The sequence below is a fragment of the Spirulina sp. LEGE 11439 genome, from assembly GCF_059821285.1.
Genome location: NZ_JCAMRX010000015.1, coordinates 1 through 21,315, shown reverse-complemented (window position 1 = coordinate 21,315; position 21,315 = coordinate 1). Strand labels below are relative to the sequence as shown.

General features: G+C 42.0%; 20 protein-coding genes. 8 read left to right on the top strand and 12 right to left on the bottom strand.

Translation table 11 applies throughout. The features are described from left to right. Window positions 1-44 precede the first annotated feature (44 nt). Window positions 45-1,229, bottom strand: a complete 1,185-nt coding sequence (locus AC6RV6_RS12400; RefSeq protein ID WP_500241157.1) for an RNA-guided endonuclease InsQ/TnpB family protein — start codon at window positions 1,227-1,229, stop codon at window positions 45-47. A 45-nt stretch (window positions 1,230-1,274) separates the two neighbouring features. Between AC6RV6_RS12400 and tnpA the strand changes: the two genes are divergently transcribed. Further along, window positions 1,275-1,670, top strand: coding sequence for an IS200/IS605 family transposase (gene tnpA, locus AC6RV6_RS12395; protein WP_500241156.1), 396 nt, complete (start codon window positions 1,275-1,277; stop codon window positions 1,668-1,670). Between the two features lie 162 nt (window positions 1,671-1,832). On the opposite strand, the gene AC6RV6_RS12390 is transcribed toward tnpA, so the two are convergent. Continuing rightward, complete coding sequence (locus AC6RV6_RS12390; protein ID WP_500241155.1) at window positions 1,833-3,038, bottom strand: SPOR domain-containing protein; 1,206 nt, start codon at window positions 3,036-3,038, stop codon at window positions 1,833-1,835. Window positions 3,039-3,570: 532 nt separating this feature from the next. Between AC6RV6_RS12390 and AC6RV6_RS12385 the strand changes: the two genes are divergently transcribed. Continuing rightward, window positions 3,571-3,858, top strand: a complete 288-nt coding sequence (locus tag AC6RV6_RS12385; protein ID WP_500241154.1) for a hypothetical protein — start codon at window positions 3,571-3,573, stop codon at window positions 3,856-3,858. A gap of 36 nt (window positions 3,859-3,894) precedes the next feature. Here AC6RV6_RS12385 and menB read toward each other — a convergent pair whose 3' ends face one another. Further along, entirely contained in the window at window positions 3,895-4,728 is an 834-nt protein-coding gene (menB, locus tag AC6RV6_RS12380) for a 1,4-dihydroxy-2-naphthoyl-CoA synthase (protein ID WP_500241244.1), read from the bottom strand. A 330-nt stretch (window positions 4,729-5,058) separates the two neighbouring features. Here menB and AC6RV6_RS12375 point away from each other — a divergent pair, with 330 nt between their 5' ends. Then, entirely contained in the window at window positions 5,059-5,265 is a 207-nt protein-coding gene (locus AC6RV6_RS12375; RefSeq protein ID WP_500241153.1) for a replication restart DNA helicase PriA, read from the top strand. Window positions 5,266-5,399: 134 nt separating this feature from the next. Here AC6RV6_RS12375 and AC6RV6_RS12370 read toward each other — a convergent pair whose 3' ends face one another. After that, a complete protein-coding gene (locus AC6RV6_RS12370; protein WP_500241152.1) occupies window positions 5,400-6,650 on the bottom strand; it encodes a nickel/cobalt transporter in 1,251 nt (416 codons plus the stop codon). A gap of 198 nt (window positions 6,651-6,848) precedes the next feature. On the opposite strand from AC6RV6_RS12370, the gene AC6RV6_RS12365 reads away from it, so the two are divergent. Beyond that, window positions 6,849-8,645: a BamA/TamA family outer membrane protein gene (locus tag AC6RV6_RS12365; RefSeq protein ID WP_500241151.1), complete on the top strand. Its 1,797-nt coding sequence runs from the start codon at window positions 6,849-6,851 to the stop codon at window positions 8,643-8,645. An 82-nt stretch (window positions 8,646-8,727) separates the two neighbouring features. Here the strand turns inward: AC6RV6_RS12365 and AC6RV6_RS12360 are convergent, their stop codons facing one another. After that, window positions 8,728-9,648: an alpha/beta fold hydrolase gene (locus AC6RV6_RS12360; RefSeq protein ID WP_500241150.1), complete on the bottom strand. Its 921-nt coding sequence runs from the start codon at window positions 9,646-9,648 to the stop codon at window positions 8,728-8,730. Between the two features lie 433 nt (window positions 9,649-10,081). Here AC6RV6_RS12360 and AC6RV6_RS12355 point away from each other — a divergent pair, with 433 nt between their 5' ends. From AC6RV6_RS12355 to AC6RV6_RS12345, 3 genes are all read left to right on the top strand, one after another. Then, a complete protein-coding gene (locus tag AC6RV6_RS12355; protein ID WP_500241149.1) occupies window positions 10,082-11,083 on the top strand; it encodes a C-terminal binding protein in 1,002 nt (333 codons plus the stop codon). A gap of 375 nt (window positions 11,084-11,458) precedes the next feature. Further along, the gene (locus AC6RV6_RS12350; protein ID WP_500241148.1) at window positions 11,459-14,218 is read left to right on the top strand and encodes a hybrid sensor histidine kinase/response regulator; all 2,760 of its coding nucleotides are present in this window, start codon (window positions 11,459-11,461) and stop codon (window positions 14,216-14,218) included. Then, window positions 14,215-15,597, top strand: a complete 1,383-nt coding sequence (locus tag AC6RV6_RS12345; RefSeq protein ID WP_500241147.1) for a sensor histidine kinase — start codon at window positions 14,215-14,217, stop codon at window positions 15,595-15,597. The genes AC6RV6_RS12350 and AC6RV6_RS12345 overlap by 4 nt, the downstream gene beginning before the upstream one ends. Here the strand turns inward: AC6RV6_RS12345 and AC6RV6_RS12340 are convergent. The 4 genes from AC6RV6_RS12340 to AC6RV6_RS12325 all read right to left on the bottom strand — a co-directional run bounded on the left by AC6RV6_RS12340 (window position 15,569) and on the right by AC6RV6_RS12325 (window position 18,841). Continuing rightward, window positions 15,569-15,898, bottom strand: a complete 330-nt coding sequence (locus tag AC6RV6_RS12340) for a cupin domain-containing protein (RefSeq protein WP_500241146.1) — start codon at window positions 15,896-15,898, stop codon at window positions 15,569-15,571. The genes AC6RV6_RS12345 and AC6RV6_RS12340 overlap by 29 nt on opposite strands. A gap of 188 nt (window positions 15,899-16,086) precedes the next feature. Further along, entirely contained in the window at window positions 16,087-16,938 is an 852-nt protein-coding gene (locus tag AC6RV6_RS12335; protein ID WP_500241145.1) for a prohibitin family protein, read from the bottom strand. A 30-nt stretch (window positions 16,939-16,968) separates the two neighbouring features. Continuing rightward, complete coding sequence (locus AC6RV6_RS12330; RefSeq protein ID WP_500241144.1) at window positions 16,969-17,403, bottom strand: tellurite resistance TerB family protein; 435 nt, start codon at window positions 17,401-17,403, stop codon at window positions 16,969-16,971. Window positions 17,404-17,485: 82 nt separating this feature from the next. Continuing rightward, complete coding sequence (locus AC6RV6_RS12325) at window positions 17,486-18,841, bottom strand: 16S rRNA (cytosine(967)-C(5))-methyltransferase (protein WP_500241143.1); 1,356 nt, start codon at window positions 18,839-18,841, stop codon at window positions 17,486-17,488. A 92-nt stretch (window positions 18,842-18,933) separates the two neighbouring features. On the opposite strand from AC6RV6_RS12325, the gene AC6RV6_RS12320 reads away from it, so the two are divergent. Then, window positions 18,934-19,440, top strand: coding sequence for a DUF6653 family protein (locus tag AC6RV6_RS12320; RefSeq protein ID WP_500241142.1), 507 nt, complete (start codon window positions 18,934-18,936; stop codon window positions 19,438-19,440). 79 nt (window positions 19,441-19,519) lie between these two features. On the opposite strand, the gene pirA is transcribed toward AC6RV6_RS12320, so the two are convergent. The 3 genes from pirA to AC6RV6_RS12305 all read right to left on the bottom strand — a co-directional run. Then, complete coding sequence (gene pirA, locus AC6RV6_RS12315) at window positions 19,520-19,924, bottom strand: arginine synthesis PII-interacting regulator PirA (protein WP_500241141.1); 405 nt, start codon at window positions 19,922-19,924, stop codon at window positions 19,520-19,522. A 231-nt stretch (window positions 19,925-20,155) separates the two neighbouring features. Next, entirely contained in the window at window positions 20,156-20,902 is a 747-nt protein-coding gene (locus tag AC6RV6_RS12310) for a HEAT repeat domain-containing protein (protein ID WP_500241140.1), read from the bottom strand. Window positions 20,903-20,972: 70 nt separating this feature from the next. After that, window positions 20,973-21,315, bottom strand: a 343-nt coding sequence (locus AC6RV6_RS12305; protein WP_500241139.1) for a GNAT family N-acetyltransferase, incomplete at its 5' end; no start/stop codon positions are given.

The window sequence follows — 21,315 nt, the reverse complement described above, 5'->3', positions numbered from 1 at the left end:
AACTTACTCGACAAGTTTGCACTCATAGAGCAGAGGTCGTTCTGTCATCGGGCGTTGATTTCCGTGCGCCCCACGGTATCTTGGTGCGCGTTCCCTTGGTGAATGTGATTCACCGGGGTCGCACCGCTATTTGTTTCGATTCCTAAAGCCTTTAGCAAGATGTTCAGTGCTGCGTTATGGTCGCGATGCAACTCTAACCCACATTTCGCGCACTGGTGAGTTCTCTGACTCAGACTTTTCTTCTGGCGATGTCCGCATTGAGAACAATCTTGGCTCGTGAAATGAGGTTGAACCGACCTGATTTCTATCCCAAAAATTGCCCCGAAATATTCAACCCATTCAAGAAACATTCGCCACGACGCATCGCTAATTGATTTAGCCAAACAATGGTTTTTAACTAAGTTTCGCACTTTTAAATCTTCATACGCTACCAAGTCGCTAGACTGGATTAACGCCCTTGCTGTCTTAACAGCAAAGTCTTTACGTTGCCTGTGAACTTTAAGGTGCTTTCTGGCTAATTTATTAATAGATTTGCGTCGATTTTTACTCCCTTTTTTCTTACGACTCACTCGTTTTTGAGCGCGTTTGAGTGCTTTTTCAGACTTCCTTAAATAGCGTGGATTTTCAACTTGATTTCCTTCGCTATCAGTGTAGAAAGACTCTAACCCAACATCAATCCCCAAAGATTTACCTGTGAGTTCACGTTGTTCTTTTCGGTCAACTTTGATGACAAACTGAGCATAGTAACCATCGGCGCGTCTAACAATACGAACTCGTTTAATTTGCTTCTGGTTGTAGAAGTTTATATCTCGAGTGCCGATGAGTTTAAATATGCCTGCTTTGAAGCCATCGGTTAGAGCTAGTTTTTTGCGGTCATCTGAAAGTTTCCAACCCGAAGTTTTATACTCTACTGAATGACCGCACTTTTTGAATTTGGGATAGCCCTTATTTTTGATATTTGAGTTTTTGCAGTTATCAAAAAAGCGAGAAATTGCAAACCATGCTCGTTCTGCACTAGCTTGCCTTGCCATTGAATTGAGTTTTTTCGCCCATTCATATTCTTTGGCTAAAACAGCACAATATTTGTTTAAATCAAATTGCTTCACTCCTCGATTATCCATCCAATACCGCAGCGCTTTGTTACGGATAAAATTAGCCGTTCTTATGGCTTCATCCAGCGCTTGATATTGTTCAGTTTTACCTTTGAGTTTGGCTTCAAGAACGAGCATGAGAAAAACTTGACTATCTGGTTTAACTATGACACAATACTGTCTATGAATCAACCTTATCGACACCAAAATACATCAGTATCTCTTATCAATTACCACTTTGTTTGGATTCCCAGACGAAGACGGAAAGTTTTGGTTGGAGAGATTAAAGCTCGTTTGTCCGCTCTCATTACAGAAAAAGCTAGAGAGCTAGAATGTGTTGTCGTAAGTTTAGCAATTGAACCTGACCATGTTCATCTATTCCTTAATTGTCCTCCCGGTCTTGCTCCCAAACAAATTATGCACCGTATCAAAGGCTACTCTTCTTATATCTTGAGAAAGGAATTTCCCAAACTGAAAAAGATGCCTTCAATGTGGACTCGTAGTTATTTTGTTTCTACTGCCGGAAATGTTTCGAGTGTTACCATTCAACGTTATATCGAAGCGCAAGGGAAAACCTAACGCACCCTAAAGGGTGCCGCACTACATCCCACCTCTAAAGAACGCTTCGCTGGTGGGTTTTGTGCGAATCATCTATAAATAAATTGCGTGAATACACCCCCTCATCTATCCGAAGGATGATGAGGGGCTTCACTCTCTCATAACGTCGAGAGACTCAATTCTCTACTGACGACGATAGATTGTTGCCTTAATTCCCTGTTGTTCGAGACGAGTCATCAGGGTTTGGGCATCCCGTTCTAACGAAAATGCCCCCATTTGAATCTGCGCCCCTTGAGGGAAATTACGAACGTAGGATTCAGGTACGATCCTGCGGGCTTGTTGCAGAGATGCCCCCCCAGCATAATCCACGACCACATAATAAAAGCGATCGCCGCGACCAGGAGCCGTCGGTGCGTTTTCCACCAAGGGATCGGGAGTAGCTGAAGATTCTGGGGAGGACTCCGGTGCAGGAGTCGGTGAAAAGGTCGGAGAAGGTGTAATGACTGGTGGTACAGGAGGTTGGTTCGACTGAGAGAGATTGGGGGGCAATAATGCCGTCGTGAGGTCTGAAGCCGTTGTGGGTGGGGATGGAGGTGCGGGAGTCGGTGAAGGTAGCGCGATATCGGGAGTCGGTAATGCAGGAGAAGCGGAGGAATTGGGATTGGTTTCCACGGTACTGAGAGAATCTGGATTCACTGGGGCAAATTCATCCGTGGCTAAATTCGGACCCGTGAGGCTGAGAGGAGAAGATTCGGGGGGTGCTGTCGGTGACGAATCTGGGGTTTCGGGTTGACTTGCCGTTTCTACATCCTCATTATTTTCTTCTCCAGCCAACTGCATCAATAGCTCGGGATAAAATAACGTTGTTCCTAACAGTGTCATAGCGATGCCGAACATTAACACTGCCCCCACACCCATCGGCGTTAAAAGGCGATCGCTCAACCCTTTCTTTTTCTCTACAGGTTCTTTTTCTTCCGAGGCCGCGACATTTCGCAAAAGTTGTTCTGAGGAGGCCAAATATTCTTGGGGGGCTTCTGTCTCTGCTTCTTGAGAAACACTACTTTTTGAGGAATCTGCACCTTCTGTCGTAGATTCCCGCGTAAAATCAGCAATCTGATTATCGATCGCTTTGTGGGTAGTTGTTGGGGAATCTGAAATCGTTTCCTGTCCTAAATTCGGTAACGGTAGCACCGTAGTTCCCGGGGGTGGGGGCTGAGGATACGTAATTTGCGGGTTGACACGCCCTCCTTCCGGCTGTTGCAGCGATCTCGCTTTTCGATAGCGTGCCAGTTCATCTTCAATCTGTACGTCCAAACAGCCCAAAGCCTCTTCTAATAAGGGATTAAGGTTGGATGGATTGGGGGATTCAGCAGTAGAATTTTGACTCATAACGCACTCTCGAATCGGTGACAGACTCTCACTTCAACATCATACATTGCCCTTTCTGTCTCGCTGCGATTTTTTCTCTCGAGAGGGGGAAATTTTTCTCGGTATAACTGTATAGATCGCTACAAATGCTCTCAGTAAAAGTGCGATCGATGCCTCGCTAAATCTTAACAAAAACCACGACGAGTAGGGCTGCTTCAGATTGAGTGATATTGCGGATAGCACGGTTTATCAAAACACACCGTAAAGAAAATATTAAAAAAACTCTTCAGCACTGACTCACGGGTTATCCTAGCCTTAATGCTTAAGTCTAAATTCTGCAAACAAGGTGTTTTAACATGGTTTTTTGCTTGATCCCCGATAGTTTTAGCTTAATGCCGCTCCGGTTTTAGTAACCAAAGTTCACATTCCTTCGTCAGGGCGAGCAAAATATGTATCTATTTATTACATAATGATGCGTTCTTCCGGAAAGCGAACCACAATAGAAACATATAAAGCCTCGATAAATCCCGTTTTAATACTCCGAATAATCCCCATGAATACTGAAAAAATTTTTACATCTACCTGTCGCTGCTGTATTTTTTATTCTCCCGAAGGAAGACGAGGAGGAACCTGCCAACAACTGAGCGTTCCCGTGAAAGGATGTTGGAAAGCCTGTAGCCTCGCTGCTCATCCTTTTGCCCAGTCATCTTGGCAAGATTGGGATGCCGAAATCGTTCATCTCGAACATTCATTGAGTTTGAGTTGCTCGGAGGAAAGTAACGAATCGCAATCCCATCCTCACCTTCCCGTCACCCCTCAAACCCAAACCCAAACCGCTTAAAAGATTTTCAATTGTTCATTGCTTATTGTTCATTGTTCAGGGCCGCCAAGGATATTGACGAAAATTAGGCTTTCGTTTTTCTAAAAAGGCTTGTTTGCCTTCGCTGCCTTCCTCGGTCATGTAGTAGAGCATCGTGGCATTCCCGGCAAGTTCTTGTAACCCAGCCTGTCCGTCGCAGTCGGCATTAAATGCAGCTTTGAGACAGCGAATAGCGATCGGACTCTTTTCAAGAATTTCCGTAGCCCAACCAATGCCTTCTGCTTCCAATTGGTCTACCGGAACGACACAATTTACCAAACCCATCTCTAAGGCATCTCGAGCGCTGTATTGACGGCATAAAAACCAAATTTCGCGAGCCTTCTTGTGACCGACAATGCGAGCGAGATAAGAAGCTCCAAAACCACCGTCAAAACTGCCCACTTTCGGACCCGTTTGCCCGAAAATGGCATTATCGGCAGCGATGGTTAGGTCGCAAATTAAATGCAGCACGTGACCGCCACCGATCGCATACCCGGCAACAAGAGCGATCGAAACTTTGGGGAGCGATCGAATGAGACGTTGTAAGTCCAAAACATTCAAGCGAGGAACACCACTATCATCGACATACCCGGCTTCTCCTCTGACGCTTTGGTCGCCCCCGGAACAAAACGCATATTTTCCATCAGTATGAGGTCCGGCACCTGTCAATAGAATCACGCCGATTTGGTTGTCTTCTCGTGCATCACAAAAGGCATCGTAGAGTTCAAAAACTGTTTTCGGACGAAAGGCATTGCGTTTGTGAGGGCGATTAATTGTGATTTTCGCAATTCCAGCTAATTTATGATACAGAATGTCTTCGTAAGTTTTGACGACTTGCCATTCAACTGCCATTAATTTTAATCCTTGTTTTAACTTCATCTTCTACAATACAAGCTGATGATTTCCTCTATCAAGGTATGAATTAAAGCGATCGCGTTTGATAAGTGTATTGAAGTCACATCGTTTTCTATTCAATAGAAAAATTGATCGAGGAGTTTTTTCAAGTCAGGCTTTTAACCAATATTAGCGATCGCCAAAATCGTAAGCAAATTAGGAGATAAAATAAATTGACAATCTTACTTTTTGTTGAGATAATGAAAATAATAATAATAAAACAAGCAATTTTTTTGAGAATATCAGTTTGATAAATTTGTCAATTTCATTAACAAGGAAAATTTTAAAATGTCAAAAATAGAAGCCACGAAAATAGAAACAACGAAAATTGAAAAAGTAAGATGTCCGAACTGTGGAAGTCATGCCGAACGCCATTACTTGCTCAAACATCAAATTGTACAAACCCAATGCCCTTCCTGCGATTATCTCATGATTAACTGTTCTCGCACGGGTTCGGTCGTTGAAGCCTATGCTCCGGGGATTACCATGAGTTGACATTCAAGATAATATTCAAGAGAATTGAATGCGATTTGTTTTTGCGATCGCATTCAATTTTTGTGTTAAAAAGAGTAAGATTTGCGGGTTGTTATGGCTCTCGCAATAATTGCACTAAAACATAACAATAAGCCTCAAAATCCTTCAATTTGGATAGCTGCTCGCAGGCAAATTCCCAAACCGACGATCGCGATCGCAACAGCACTTAAAATTGGCAATCTTTCCAAAAAATGGGGCATTCCGGGCAATTTTTCAACCTGTTGTTTGGCATTCACAAGGAATAATCCCAAACTGGTTAAAGTAATCGCCAAACCGATGCTAAAAAATATTACCAATGCTAAACCAAAAGCAATTTGACCCCAAGCGATCGCGCTCAACAGAAGAACTAAAGCTGCAGGACAAGGGACGAGACCGCCAGAAACACCCAAAGCAATCAGATTTTTCCAAGTTACAGAAGTATTATCTGTCGCTAAGACTTCTGCATCGGAGTGAGAATGAGGGTGAGAATGGTGATGATGTTTCTCTCTTCGTCCGCGTTGTATCACCAATTTCAACCCGATCGCACCGACGGCGATCCCAGAGGTCAAACTCAACCACGGGTAAAGCTGCTCGGGGAGAATATAGCGAGAGGCAAAAAGCGCAATCAAACCCATTGCAAACACGCCGATCGTATGGGTGAGAGTCACGGTCAGCCCCAGAAATAGAGCATGACGAGAGGTTGCCTTCGTTCCCATTAAATACGCCCCTAATAGGGTTTTACCGTGACCGGGAGAAAGGGCGTGAGTGCCTCCCCAAACAAAAGCCGCCGCGATCGCGAGCAACCCGCCTCGATGCAGCAAATCTGTCGGGTCTTGACTATTTAAAGTGAGAGAAAAGTTGCGATCGGTGGTGCTGAGAATAATGCTTTGAGATTGCCCGGCGTGGTGAATGGTGGCAAGACAGTGAGCAGAGGGCGTTTCAGGGGTAAAAAGACGATAGTCAATGTTCAGGCGTTGCAGAGGTTCCAACCAAGTGTAATTGAGGTAGAGGGTCGTATTCGTATGAGCGGCCAATGGGGGGTTATTGGCAGATTGTACGGTAATCTTTCCCGTGCGACCTTGACGATCGCTCAAAACAAAGCGATCGCTTAAATAAGAAATGAGAGCGTTGTCATGCTTGCGAATTTCTGGCGGGGAAAGCTGGCCGCTGCGATCGTCATCCAGAGCGGAAATGAAGAAGGTCGGAAAAGTTAGCGTCACTGCTGCTTGGGTCTCGGTAACGGTAATTTCTGCTACAGTCAGATCTTCTGAGTGAGCGTAGCTCGGAAGCGAAAAAAGAATTGAGAGCAACAGTGCTGAGAAAAAAGTTATCACCCCTGAAACAAGCAAACACAAACTTTTATTCATATTTCGTTGAGAGCCATTGTCTTGATTTCATCGATAATACCGTAATTTTAAGTTGTATAATTTTGCCAGCGATCGCAATCCTCCGAGAACAATTCAATCCGCTTTTTAGCCGATCCGAATGTTATTCGGTGTTTGTTATTGTCTAGCGTGAGATTGCGCTTGAAATCTTTACAAAACTTATTAAGTCAAGATTTTTCTATGTCAACATTATCGACTGCTTCGATTTTTCGTCTCGGTATTATATTGCTTGGTTCGACGACCGTGAATTTATCTGCGGGAAAGACTTGGGGACAAAATATGAATCCCAATATCGATCGTGGGTCAGATATGGCGATCGCAGAAGGATTGCACACCGATTCCCCTAAAAGCAAAAGTATTCAATCTGTTTCATCTTCTTCAGTTGCGCCTTTTGTTGTAGAAAAACAACAATTAGAAGAGTTTGATATCGAGACAGCCAATATATCGATTTTAGAAGAGGAACAGAAAAATTTAATTGCAGAAAACCCCGAATTTTCCGGTCAAGATGACTCGGTTGATTTTTTCGTGTCATTGTTATGGGAATCTTTGAGAGAAGAACGCGATCGTGATTTTGATTCGTTAGATGAGTTAAGTTTTGAGACTGCAAGAGCATTGATTAAAAAAAAGCAAAAAAATAATGCGATCGCAGAAGATAAACAAGAACAAGAATTGCTTCCTTCTCCAGCAATAAACTCATCAGATATAGAAGAAGATAATTATTTACCTTCTTTAGGGACAGTGAGTTTTGAAGCTACAGATCTCATCGCACAAGAAGAGAACGAAACAGAAAATTCCGGTACAGAAAATGAAATAGAAGTCGAACAAGAAGTATTAGGCGGCGATCTGAATATTCCTTTTTCGAGTGACTTTGGTTTAGGGGTTTTTATCGGCGAACCGACAGCATTACAAGGACAAGTTCGAGCTAGACCTGTTCTCAGAGGAACGCGGACTTCTGCTAACTTACCTGCAACTGCTTACTTTCGTCAAAAATTTGGCACGACCAATAATTTACTATTAATTTTAGGTGGAGATCTTTGGGTTCTCGATCCGAAATCTTTTGGTTTCGATCTCAGTTATTTTCACGATGATGAAACCTCAAGAATATCTTTCAATATTGCCAATATCCAAACAGAATACCCCGCCTTTAATGGTGGCGATCGCGAGGTTAATTTACCGAATGGCAATAAGCCTATTTTTGATAGCCTCGGGGCTGGAGTAGAATACTTGCAAATCTTTAGTCCGGAATGGAGCGTTGCTTTTGGTGCAAACTATCATAAAGTCTCTATTCGAGATGATTTGTTTTCGTCGAGTCTAGAGCCTATCGATGAGTTGGGCAATCGATTAACTGTTAGCGATCGCGGACAAGACGATCTGTTAACGCTAAATATTTCTGCTTTATACAATAATGTTGATGATTCTCAATTTCCCAGTCAAGGAACTCGCATTCGTTTGGGTTTAGATCAAGCGATTCCTATAGGAGATGCGAATATTGCTTTTAATCGCTTGAGTGGAAATTTAACACAGTTTATTCCTGTGGATCTGTTTGGTTTTACTGAAGGTCCGAGAACTTTGGTTTTGAATTTGCAAGGAGGAACAATTTTGGGTGAAGTCCCTCCTTATGAAGGGTTTACTTTAGGAGGAGGAGGCTCGATTCGCGGTTATGATGTTGGAGATATTGGTACGGGTCGCAGTTTTCTTTTGGCGACGGCTGAATACCGTTTTCCTGTCTCTTCTATCAAGTTATTTAACGAACCTTTAGATCTGGTAGGGAGTATCTTTGTTGATTATGGTTCCGTGTTAGGAACGGGGGATAATATTCTCGGCCAACCCGGTGAAGTACGACAAAAACCCGGTGATGGGTTTGGGTTTGGCATAGGATTATTGACTAAAACTTCGATTGGATTATTTCGTTTTGAATTGAGTTTTAGCGATAATGGCGATAGTGCCGTTTACTTTAATATTGGCGAACGTTTTTAACAGTTATCAGTTATCAGTAAACAGAACTTATGGCTTTTATCATTCTTTAGGTCTTCGTTTGCAAATTTGCAGGAGAATTCTTTTATAAAACCTCAGAAGTGTGACGATCGCAAACAAACTGAGCGATCGCTGCTGCTGTCTTTTGCGGCTGTTCTAAATGAGGGACGTGACCGCAGCGATCGACCCACACTAATTTATTATTGGGAATATGTTGCTGAAATATTTCGGCATCTTTCGTGCCTAAAATTTTGTCATTGCGTCCCCAAATAGTTAAGGTCGGTGGCGCGATCGCGGGTAAATGCTGTAAAAATGAACCGTAGCCGCCACTTTTGGTAAAGGCCATTAAGGCTTCCTGCCAATAGGTACATTGTAAGTGTAAATTGGCGCATAAATTGGCATCATTGGTTACGAAACGTCGATCGAAATAGGCAGCTTTACTAATATTTTCTCTCACTTTAGGATTGGATAAAAAGTTGGTCGCCCAGCGATCGAGAGGAGAAAATAATAACTTCCAAAGGGCGGGAGGTTGAGCAATTCCCGCACTATCAAGCAGTATCAACTTCTCGACTGCTTCTGGATAAGTTAAGGTAAAATCGATAGCTGTTGCACCTCCCATTGATGCCCCAACTAATACGATCGGTTGCTTGATTATCGTTTTCCAAAAGGCATGGAGATGAATTTTAATGGCATCTGTATCGAAAGGAATTTCTAAACGACGTTCGGTAAACCCAAATCCCAAAAGATCTACCGCAAAAGTTGTTCTAGATTCTTGGCGATCGCTTGCGAGTAACGGGAGCAAGCGGCGAAATTCAAAAATAGAGCTATCAAAGCCATGTAAGAATACAATCGGCGCGTTTCCTTCCCCATAACGAGCATAAGCTGTAGAAATGGCGCGATCGCTTAAAGGGGTTTCTATCGGGTGAACAACAATTTTTTGCGCGAGTGCGATCGAGGTGTCTTCGCTGAGATTAACAACATCAGCAGGTAGAGAACTAGCAAACATAAACAAAAAGAAAAGCAGTGATTCTTGTAAATTCGATTTTACTACAAAAAAGAAACTCTCTCATTTTTTAAGTTGGAAAGAGTGGTTGCCTAAAACTTGAAGCAATATAAGGTCGGCATCGTAGAGACGTGCCGTATCCAACTCAAACATTATTTCAATCGTTTTGAGGATTTAAATTAAAGAGGAAAGGCTGGCTTGAATTTGGCTCTTCCAGAATAAGAATTTTTGACATTTTTGCGCCAATTTTTTACTATAATACTCTAATGGAGAAAACGAGCAGCGATCGCAAAAGCTCAGAGCTAGAATATTAAAAATTTCTTTCTTGGCTTGACGTGCATTGGTAGCGAAAGCCTTGGTATGGTATTTTAAAAAAATTCCCGTGCTCGCTATTAAAAGTACAAACAAATACAGTTATTGATAGAGTGTATTGACATTGATAGAAAAATACAGAGACAAGCAGAATCAATTCCGTGTCGCCATCATCGATTCCGATCCCGGAGATTATCTTCAGACACCAGACATTGAGCAAAAAGTTCTCCAACCCGAAGCTACTGTTATCGTCCATCGAGTCAATCAAGCAGAAGAACTGATCGGCCGCATTGAAGATATTGATGCGATCGTATCGTGGCATCCGATCCCACTTCAGGCAGATATTCTCGCCAGATTGCGGTGTTGTCGAGGTATTGTTCGAGCAGCAGTGGGATTCGATAACATCGATCTGGCTTTTGCTGCCCGGCAAGGGATTCCTGTGTGTAATGTTCCCGATTACGGCACAGAAGAAGTCGCCGATCACACCCTCGGCCTAATTCTAGCTTTAGTCCGTAAACTGCTCATCGTCGATCGCTATGTTCGCAATCGAGAATGGAATTGGCGAGCGATCGGGAGCGTCCCTCGACTACGAGGGATGACTTTGGGGATCGTTGGATTTGGGCGAATTGGTAGTGCTGTTGCCAGACGCGCGATCGCCTTTGGTCTCAATGTTACCTTTTACGATCCCTACGTGCCGAGAGGAATCGAAAAAGCGCATGGTGTAGCTCGCTGTGAAACACTAGAAGAATTAATAGACTTGGCTCAAATCATCACGCTTCATGTTGCTTTGACTGAAGAAACACGACATCTAATCGGTCGAGAAGAATTGCAGCGCATGACTCCAGAAACAATACTTATTAATACTTCCCGTGGAAAAGTTATCGCGCAAGAAGCACTCATTGAGAGCATTCTTGCAGATTCCCTTGGCTTTGTAGGACTAGATGTTCTCAGTGATGAACCCAATATCCCTGATGAGTTAAGAACTTCTGAAAGAGTTCTCTTAACAGCACATTCAGCCTTCTATGCTGATGCTGCTTTAACAGAACTTCGTTTGAAAGCCGCAACTTTTGCCAAATATTTTTTGCTTGATAAAAGAGTAGACACTGTTGTTAACTTTGATAGCTGATAAAAGTATATTTTTAAAATTGTGCTTTTTTTCCGATCGTAGATGCTGCCATTTTTCGCTTTTATAACACTATGTGAATATATGAGGATAAAAAGAGAATTCACCACAGAAACCCAGAGAATAAATTTATTTTGGACTGCTATTTTAGTGATACAAGAAAGAAATGTCAAAACTCTAGCGAGATTTTTTTCTTTACATTGCTAGCCTTTGATTTTCATACAAACAAAAAATAATAGAAAATTGTAGATTAGGTAATTACAATTAGGTAATTATATTCAAAAAAATGAAATAAAAATAATTTCTTAACAAAAATAATTCTATGTAGTTATAATAAAGCTATCCTTATAGAGATACTATCTTATCCACATCTTAGCGATGTCTTCTCTACTTTTTCATCGGATTCTAACGAAGCTCCCATTACGAATTGTTTTAGTTTTTCCCTTCGTCGTGCAAATCTTTGGCACAGTGGGAATAGTAGGCTATCTTTCTTTTAAAAGCGGACGAGAAGCAACTAATGATTTAGCACTGCAACTACAGGAAGAGATCGGCGATCGCATTGCCGTGCATTTAGATAACTATCTAGCCGTCCCCAAACTGATTAATCGTCTTAATGCCAATGCGATCGAGCGTGGCGAACTGAGTTTTGATTTAAACTCCCCCGAGTCAGCAAAAAGTAACGAGCGCTACCTTTGGCAACAAATTCGTCTTTTCGAGTCTGTTTCGTGGAGTGGTTTAGGTGCCGAGGATAGCGGCGCTTATATGGGGATTACCCAGCAAGCAAAAGATCGAAACCTCCAGTTTGCCATTGCCGATCGCGCTAATAATTACTATTTAACCTACTATGGAACTCATTTTAATGGAATAAGAAAAACTCAACCTCTAACAGAAGGAAAACCTTACGACTTGAAAAGTCGGCCTTGGTATAAAAATGCTATTGTTGCCGAACAGATGAGTTGGGGCAACATTTATTCCGGTGCGACGCTACAAGCACTTTATCTCAGTATTGCCAATCCTATCTACGATTCTGACAATCGCTTATTAGGCGTAACTTCGGTGGATTTTACGTTAGATCATATTAACGCTTTCCTGAAAACATTCCCCATCGGTCGTTCCGGTTATAGCTTTATTATCGATCGCGAAGGCAATTTGATTGCAACCTCTACAGAAGAACAACCTTTTGAGGTTCGAGGAGAAAAAATAGAACGGATATCACCCCTTAATAGCACCAATGCTCTCCTGAGTGCCACGGGAAAATATCTTCAGCAATCTGTTGGCGATCTTGCCCAAGTCGAAGAAGCCCTCTCTCTCGAGTTTCAAATCGAAGGAAAACGACAATTGGTTTGGCTCGATCCCTTTACCGACGAATTTGGTTTGGAATGGCTGATCGTCGTCGTTATTCCCGAAAGCGATTTTATGGAACAAATCCAAGCCAATACTCGCAATACCATCATTTTATGCACCCTCGCTTTAATTATCGCCACAATCGTTGGTATTTTAACCGCACGATGGGTAACAGAACCAATCTTGCATCTCAATCAATCTGCCAAAGATCTCGCTCGGGGTCAATGGCAGAAAATTGCAGCCACGGAACGAGAGGATGAACTGGGAGAATTGGCCAAATCTTTTGATAGTATGGCAGCACAGTTACAAAATTCTTTTGCCACTTTAGAGCAACGCGTGGAAGAACGCACCGCAGAACTCGAAGAATCGAACCAACAATTAGAAATTGCTAAAGAAAAAGCTGATGCAGCCAATCGAGCCAAAAGTAGATTTTTAGCGAATATGAGCCATGAATTACGAACTCCCCTCAATGCCATTCTCGGTTTTTCGCAAATTCTCACGCGATCGCAAAAACTAGACTCAGAACAACAAGAAAATGTTAATCTCATCAATCGTAGTGGCGAGTATTTATTAACGCTCATTAATAATGTTTTAAATTTATCTAAAATTGAAGCCGGAAAAACGACCCTATCTCCTTCAGATTTTGACCTGTATCGGCTCTTAGACGATCTTGAGGATATGTTTTTTCTCAAAGCCGAAGGAAAACGCTTGCAACTCTATTTTGAGCGGAGCGACGATTTGCCGCGCTTTATTCATGCAGATGAATTAAAACTACGTCAAGTTTTAATTAATTTGATTAATAATGCGATTAAGTTTACCGAAACAGGGGGAGTTATTCTCCGCGTCACGTCAAACGAGAAACAACCAACAATAATCCAATTTGAAATTGAAGATACAGGCATGGGGATTGCACCAGAAGAACTCGATCGCCTTTTTGAAGCCTTTGGACAAACTCAAAGCGGTTTAAATTCTCAAGAAGGAACGGGTTTGGGATTGTCAATTTCTCGTAAATTCATACAGTTAATGGGAGGAGATATTAGCGTCACAAGTCAATTCGAGCAAGGAACAAAAGTTCAATTTAATATGCAAGTCAGTCTGGCTAAAAATGGAGATCTTACTATTGGAAAAATAAAGCGGCGAGCGATCGCTCTGGCTCCCAATCAACCAATTTTCCGTATTTTAGTAGTGGATGATAAGCCTATTAATCGTCAGCTTTTGATTAAATTACTCAGATCTTTTGGCTTTGAAATAAAAGAAGCTGAAAATGGTCAAAAAGCCTTTGAGATTTGGCAACAGTGGCAACCAGATTTGATTTTAATGGACTTACGAATGCCTGTCATGGATGGTTATGAAGCAACTCAAAAAATCCGAGCTGATTCTCAAAATAAAAGTATCATAATTGTTGCAATTACTGCCAGTGCTTTAGAAGAAGAAAGAGCAGCCGTTCTGGCATCAGGGTTTGATGAGTTTATTCGCAAACCATTTCGAGAAGAAGATATCTTTTTTACCTTAGAACAACATTTGAATATTGTTTTTATTTATGAAGAATTAGACAAAACCTCATCTTCTTCTGTCGCTCCAAAATTAACGCCAAATGATTTGAATATCTTACCAGAACAATGGTTACAAGCGCTGCATCAAATCACCCTGACAGGAAATGTAAAAAAAATACAAAGCTTAATTGCAGAAATTCAACCACAACACTCAGAAATTGCAACTGCCTTAAGAAATCTCGTCGATCGCTACGAACTTGATAAATTATTACAGTTAATTGAACAAGGAAAAAATTCATGAATGTTAAATCGTCTCCTTCTGAATCTATTAGTATCCTCGTTGTTGATGATATACCTGCCAATTTAGGCGTACTAACTCAAATGTTATCACAAGAAGGTTATGAAGTTCGAGTTGCCTCTAATGGTAGATTTGCTCTCAAGTCTTGTCAAGCTATTTTACCCGATCTCATTCTTTTGGATATTATGATGCCAGACATGGATGGCTATGAAGTCTGTGAAAAATTAAAAGATAATCCTCAAACTTGCGATATTCCCATTATTTTTATTAGTGCTTTAGATGAAGTGTTAAACAAAGTCAAAGCCTTTGAATTTGGTGGCTCTGATTATATCACCAAACCTTTTGAAACTGTTGAAGTTCTCGCTCGCATTAAACATCAATTAAAATTGCGATCGCTACAACTTGAACTACAACAAAAAAACTCCATTTTACAAGAAACATTGCAACGCTTAAAACGAATACAAGCACAACTTATTCAAAATCAAACAATGTCTGGATTGCTCAAAATTGTTTCCGGTATTGCTCATGAAATAAATAATCCAATTAATTTTATTTCTGGTAATGTTAAGATTGCTAAGTCGTATTTTGAAGATTTATTATTATTTGTCCAAAACAAAAATCTGAAACTATCCCATATTACACCTAGCGAGAAAGAATTGCGAGAAGAAGAAAATATTAATTATATTATACAAGATTTGCCAGAATTACTACAATCCGTTACAATAGGAGCAGAACGCATCACTAAGATTGTTAATCAATTAAGAAATTTTTCACGTCTCGATGAAACCGAAATTAAAGAGGTGAATATTAATGACGGAATTGAAGGCAGTTTGATGATTTTAGGATGCAAACTCAACGATCCGAAAAGACAATCTCTCATTGAAATTATCACCGATTACCAAAACTTGCCCGATGTCACCTGTTATGTCAGAGCTATCAATCAGGTGTTTTTAAGTATATTAGATAATGCGATCGATTCTTTAGATGAGAAAATAAAACAAAAAAGCGATCGAGAAGAAGAAAAATTATGGATTCGGATCGAGACAGAATTAACCGATCGCGAAACTGTTAAAATTGCAATTGCAGATAATGGAATAGGAATCGAAAAGACAATTGCAACGCGAATATTCGAGCCTTTCTTTACAACGAAACCTCTAGGTCGAGGTGTAGGCTTAGGTTTATTTACCAGTTATCAAACAATTGTAGAAAAACATCAAGGCGAGCTAACCTTTGACTCAAAATTAGGAAAGGGTACAAAATTTGTTATAGAAATTCCGATTCAACAAGACTTAGTAGAGGGAAAACTCAGTAGTGGGGAAGCAATTCAAGAACCCCAAAATAATACATTAAATATCAAAACTGCGATATCCGACTCCCGCTAACACCTTCCTCAAATTCATAGCCTGCAATCCAGTAGTAACGACTGACTGTTTTACTTTTAAATGTGTGAGATTCGCAAGCGGGAATAATACATTCTTCACCAATCGTAGGACAATACGTATTCCCTCCAAACGATACTTCTAATTCCCCTTCTAAAGGAATGAAAATTTCCTCGGTTTCATGCCCTTCGCTCGACCATACTGTTCCGGGAGAACTCTGATAAATCTCAACAGTAAACCCTTTTTTTTTCCATTTGTTTGCTATGCTTTCTATCGAAAAATTTGGTAATTGGGAATTATTCATGGCTTTTCAATTCAATTCTCGAAGTATAAACCTATAGGTATCGCAGATTATTGTATTTTTTGGATTACAATTCTATTTCTTAATATTTTGTCATACATGGTTTCAAAGAAAAAGCTCTCTCCTTTGAAAAGTTGGAGAGAGCCGAAATGTTATTTTTTCAAGGCTGGCGTATCTGTATCGGGTTAAGATTAAGCATTATCTTGAGCATCTGGAGAATTCAAATTAAAGAGGAAAGGAACGCTTGAATTTGAATCTCCCAGAACGAGAACTTTGGGCATCTGTGCGCCTCCTTGTCGCCATGCTTCGATCGCTTCTTTTTGGAGGACTAATTCCCCACCTTGGGCTTTTAAGGTTTCTGCAAGCAAGCGTTGTGCTTCAGCTTTACCTTTAGCACGGTTAATATCTGCTTGTGCTTCTTGTTCTGCTTCTTGGGCAACATAGATTGCTCGTTGCGCTTTCTGTTCGGCAATTTGCTTGTCTTCTACCGCTCGGGCAAACTCTTTCGAGAAATTCAGATCGATAACACTGGTATCGAGAACAAGAATGCCATATTTTACTAGGCGATCGGTTAAAGCATTATCAAAGTCTTCTTTAAGTTCCGGTCGTTTGGTGATGGATTCTTCTACTGTGCGTTTAGCTGCAGCAATTTTAAAGGCTTCTTGAGTTTGCGGTGCAATGATTTTAGCAACCACATTTTGCAATGTTCCTTGTTCTCGGCGAATTTTAACGACTTGAATGGGATCGAGAGCAAAGTTAATGGCAAAACTTGCGGATAATTCCTGTAAATCTTTGGTTGAACTTTGAGCGGGAACTTCAAATTTTTGTACCGTGACATCATAGATATCTGCTTGAGAAATTAAAGGCGGTTTAAAATGCAGTCCTTCCAATAATGCTGAATCTTGAGCTTTTCCTAAAATGCTCAAAACGCCGGCTTGACCGGGGTTAATAATCACAAAAGAATTAAAGGCAATAAAAACGAGTAGTGCGGCAATCAGTCCTCCAATGAGGGGTTGCAAGCTGGGGGTGGGTTGATTTCTCAAAACGCTCTCCTTGTGTTGTCTTGAAATGAGTTACGACTGCTTTTTGAGGGCGGCTCGATATACTTTTTGCACGGTTTTTAGAATACCATCAAAAATTGAGTGTGGGGCAGCCATCGCGGGATCGAGTTGTTGCAATTCTACTAAAAATTTGGCTTCTTCAGTATGTACGTCACCATCGCTATAGATGAGGGCGCTCAGATTCTCGAGTAATTCTTCGTAGTCGGTTTGGCCGGGATTCTCTCCCAAATAAGCCTTAGCCCACTCGTAACAATCGGAAATCGGGATTTGTTTGGCTTCTGAGAGCAAGGCTTTAATGTCGGTATCGTTGGAAAGTGCGTTCTCTTCTGCCATTTTATGCAAGTATTCCCGTTCTTCGACTTGAATTTCGCCATCCAGCCAAGCGGCTGCCATGAGAAGTTTAAACAATTCTTTAGTTTTATGGGGATTTGCGGTTGCGGTTTTCATATTTCTTTACCTGCAAAGCATTTTTCTCGATTAGATTATTTTAACATTTTTGTTTTTGCGATCGCGCTTTTTCTTAATAAAATCAAGATTCGTATTTTTCTGGCTTGATGAGTTTAACCATAAAAAATCCATCCATTGCCTGTTGAGTGGGTAAGATTTTCAGCCAACCCCGAGGAGAAATCAAGGCAGAAAAAGGAGAATCGATCGCGGGTTTTTTAATGCACCATTGGGGATGAGATTGCAGAAAATTCTCGAGAATTTCTTCGTTTTCTTGAGGGTTGAGGGTGCAGGTCGCGTAAACTAAAATACCTCCCGGTTTCAGCCAAGTTGCGGCACTTGCTAATAGGTTTTGTTGCAAAGCAACCAGTTGAGGGATTTTGTCTGGAGTTTGTCGCCAACGGATATCGGGATGGCGGTGTAAAGTTCCCAAACCCGAGCAAGGAGCATCTAATAAGACCCGATCGCAACGGCCAACAAATTCGGGAAGATTACAGCTATCTCCTTCGCGAATTTCAATAGAATTTAATTGCAAGCGTTGGGTGTTTTGTTGAACTTTTCTCAGGCGACTAGCAAGGCGATCGAGAGCAAATATTGTGCCGCGATCGCCCATTAATTCGGCGATATGGGTTGTTTTGCCCCCGGGTGCGGCACAGGCATCAATAATTGTTTCGCCGGGTTGGGGATCGAGGAGGTAAGTTACGAGTTGTGCGCTACTTTCTTGGACGCTCCAAAATCCTTCTGTGAAGCCCGGTAATTGAGAGATATTGCCGCTCTTTCCTTGTAGGCGCAAGGCTTGGGGAAGTAAGGGTAAAATTGTTGTGGCAATGCCTGCATCTTCGAGACGCGATCGCATTTCTTCGCGGGTTATTTTGAGGGGATTAATTCGCAGATCGATCGTGGGGGTTTGGTTAAACCATTGACAAAGTTTTTCGGTTTCTTCCCGGCCAAATTGAGGAATCCAGCTTTCAATCATCCAATTGGGAAAACTATGTAAAATTCCCAAAGATTGCACCGGATCTTCTGGAAGTTTTAAGGGATCGGCTTCTCGGGCGGTAAGGCGCAAATATTGACGTAAAATGCCGTTAACGACTCCAGCAAGACGCTTAAAGCCATTGTCTTTGGCTAATTCAACGGCAGTATTCACCGCAGCAGAATCGGGAATTTGGGAGAGATAGCGCAATTGGTATAAGCCAATTTGCAGGATGATGCGTAAATCGAGAGGTTGTTGCTTGGCTGACTTTTTTCCCAATTGGTCGATGAGAGTATCGAGGGTTCTTTGTCTGCGAACGATACCATAGACTAATTCTGTGGTGAGTCCCCGATCGGTGGGTTTAATTTCCGGATCTCTCAGGGCGCGATCGAGAGCAATATCAGTATATGCGCCTTTCGCGTAAATTTGTTTGAGGGCATTAAAGGCAAGTTGGCGAGAATTGGGCATCAGTGAAGACCGAGAACTCAATTGATTTTGACATATCTTAGAATAGGATTAAAATTAAAGTTTTTTCAATTAACAAAATCGATCGCTTGACCATGAATTATGCTCGAGATCTGGCCAATTTTTTCCAGATGACCGATGAGGTCTGGGAACGTCACGCCAACCCTTGGAGCGTCTGGACGCGATATTTTTCCCTCCCTCTTCTCATTGTGGCGATTTGGAGTCGAGTTTGGTGGGGATGGGGGGCGATCGCACCGACCGCAATCATTTTATTGTGGATTTGGCTCAATCCGCGTTTATTTCCCAAACCGCGCACGACGCACAATTGGACTTCTAAAGCTGTTTTTGGGGAACGAGTTTGGCTCGATCGCCAGCAAGTTCCCATTCCCGAACATCACAATCCTGTCATCATTTTTACCAATCTGGTTAATGCGATCGGATTTTTGATGTGCATTTGGGGACTGGTCGCACTCCATGTTTGGCCGACTTTTTTAGGATTGTCTTGGGTGATTCTCGGAAAAACTTGGTTTCTCGATCGCATGGTATGGCTTTATGAGGAGATGAAAGAGCAACATCCTCACTATCGCGATTGGTTATATTAATCTCAAAAAAAATGCGATCGCACTGTTTGCTAGTAGCGATCGCAAAACTCAAAATTTTACGAGATCGAAGTCTATACTTTTATATTGCCAATTGTTCGCACTCTTTCTCTAATAAACTGACTAAGTTGCGATCGCCTTTATTTCTGGCAATTTCTAAGCGGCGATCGAGATTATGGCGCAAGTTGGCCCGATGAACATCCGCAGCCTTTTCAGTTTGCTCGTCCTCTATTGAGGAAATTTGTCCGCAGGCTTTAGCGATCGCAGCAAGTTGAGCATTTAAACTTGCTTCGGTTTGAATTAACGGGCAAGTTTGATACGCTAAACCTCGATATTGCAAGGGAGGTTTGGGGTTAAGTTTGGGGACGTGTCTGGGATAGCAACGGTGATATTCTTGTCCCCGATATTTGCCCACAATCTCGCTTTCAGAGACTTCTAAGGATAAAGGTTCGCGATTGTAATTAATGCCACGATAGCAAAGTTTCATTTTATTTCCTCGGATTGCTTAAAATGCTTATTTATTAAACGTTTTAAATTTTGCGGCAAGCTCCTCGTCAGATATTCGAGACGCATTTTCAGAACCAAATATTTAATTCTGTATCTATTTTGACAATTTTTGGCATAAAAATCAGCCCAGATTAAGAAATCTTGATGAAATTTTGATAAAATCTGGAAAAAACTATGTGAGCAATCGATAAATTGCTCCCTCATTTTTTACCTAAATCAATCCTTCAAGTTCGAGTTCTTCGATGGTTTGCAGCCCTCGGGGATCGCCAACGCGAAGGAGGGCATCTTTAGCATCTTCTGTGACCCCAAATTCTTCATCTTCTACGAGAGCTTCGAGGAGGGCATCGATCGTCGTGGCATAGACGACATTAGAGGGTAATTCTCGAGCGAGTTGTCCTAAAGCCCACGCACAATTACTTCGTACCGCAGGCACGGGATCTCGACGCAACCCTTCAATGAGAGGAGCGATCGTCACGATAACATCTTCATAGGCTAAATGAGCAATTTGTGCCAGTCCGCTTGCTGCCCAGAGACGCACGGCAGAAATATCGGTTCTGAGGGCTTTGACAAGGAGTCCAACAGAACGGCGATCGCGACAGTTGCCCAAAGCCCAAACAATTCCTTTGCGGACATACCCATTCCAATCTTGATAATATTGTTCGATTAAGGGTTCGACAGCATCAGCACTCGTATTTCGCCCCAGTCCGTAAGCAGCGCTCACTCGCACGAGAGGACAAATATCGGTTAAGAGGTGAATTAAATGAGGAATAGCTCGTTCGTCCTGAATTTCGCTAAATGCTCGTGCTGCGATCGTCCGTTGAGGGGGATCGGGAGATTCGAGCAAGGATAGCATTTCCTCAACATTGGGGGTTGCGGCTGCTTCTTGGCCGGTTTTTTCGTCGAGAGGGCTTTCTAGCTCGCTCTCAATATCAAAAGTGCTGAGATTGTCTTCATTCATTGGTTATCGTGATGGGTTATTGGTTACTGTCATGGGGTCTTGTCTCCATTCTCCACCAACCAATAACGGCTTACTGTTTTGGCTCTATAAGTTTTTTTACCATTAAAAGGGATTGCGATTCATAACCGAAGTGTTGGTACAAGTTTAAGGCAGGGCGATTGCGACTGAAAACATGCAAGCCAATTTGACGATCGCCGCGCTCTCGGGCAAAGGTATGAGCGTACTGTATTAATGCTGAACCAATACCGCGTTTACGATGTTCGGGATGGACGGAAAGCAGAAAAATATAAGTATAGCGATCGCCGTTCACCTGATCGATGCCATTTCCCAGCCACAAACAGGCAATTTTTGGGTTTTGGTAACTGGTGACTGGTGACTGGTGACTGGTGACTGGTGACTGGTGACTGGTGACT